The 632-nt window shown below is 42.9% G+C and carries 1 protein-coding gene; it reads left to right on the top strand.

Features of this window, described 5'->3' with window-relative positions:
• Positions 1–55 precede the first annotated feature (55 nt).
• On the top strand, positions 56–466 hold the full coding sequence (locus H8706_RS12295) for a SpoVG family protein (RefSeq protein WP_262432699.1): 411 nt from the start codon (positions 56–58) through the stop codon (positions 464–466).
• Positions 467–632 lie beyond the last annotated feature (166 nt).

Below are 632 nucleotides of genomic sequence, written 5' to 3'. Positions count from 1 at the left end.
GTGAAAGGTTAAAAGAAGTGGATGATGAGTTATATAAAAGAAAGGGGTAGAATTTATGAATTACAAAGCAAGCGTGAACCTTATTAACAAACCCGGAAGCTTAAAGGGAGTTGCCTCGGTTTCCATCAATGACGAGTTTGTTGTAAAAGGTGTGAGGATTTTTGAGGGCAATGACGGTCCGTTTGTGTCAATGCCTTCCCGTAAGGCAGGAGCCAAATATGAGGATATTTGTTTCCCGATTACAAAAGAGGGAAGAGAAAATCTCCACAGTGCGGTGCTTGAAGCATACGAACAGAAATTAACACAGCAGGAGGAGCAGAACCATGAAGAGGGGAAAGAAACAAAAAAGGCAGGGAATAAAAAGTCTCAAAAGCGTTCAGACGGACAAAAAACTGCCGAAAGCAATACCGAATTGCAGGCGGATCAGAATGAACAGACCGAGGCAGCCCCGGTAATGAATATGTGAGGTGAACAGCTATGGCGGTGGAATTTTACCGTTATTCATACAGGACAGCGGAGCATAAGGTGTTGTATTTGTGATATAGCTTTCGCCGCAAATATCACACGAATGCAGAATATATCCGGCATTGATACAAGTAGCGTTCACCACTGTATCGTGATAATGATGACCT

This window comes from Qingrenia yutianensis (assembly GCF_014385105.1).
Classification (GTDB): domain Bacteria; phylum Bacillota; class Clostridia; order UMGS1810; family UMGS1810; genus Qingrenia; species Qingrenia yutianensis.
Note: the sequence above shows the minus strand (reverse complement) of the source record. Positions and strands in the feature narration are given on the sequence as shown.

Excerpts from the sequence above, each read along its gene's own strand:
- H8706_RS12295 (WP_262432699.1), top strand. The coding sequence starts at position 56 with ATGAATTACAAAGCAAGCGTGAACCTTATTAACAAACCCGGAAGCTTA.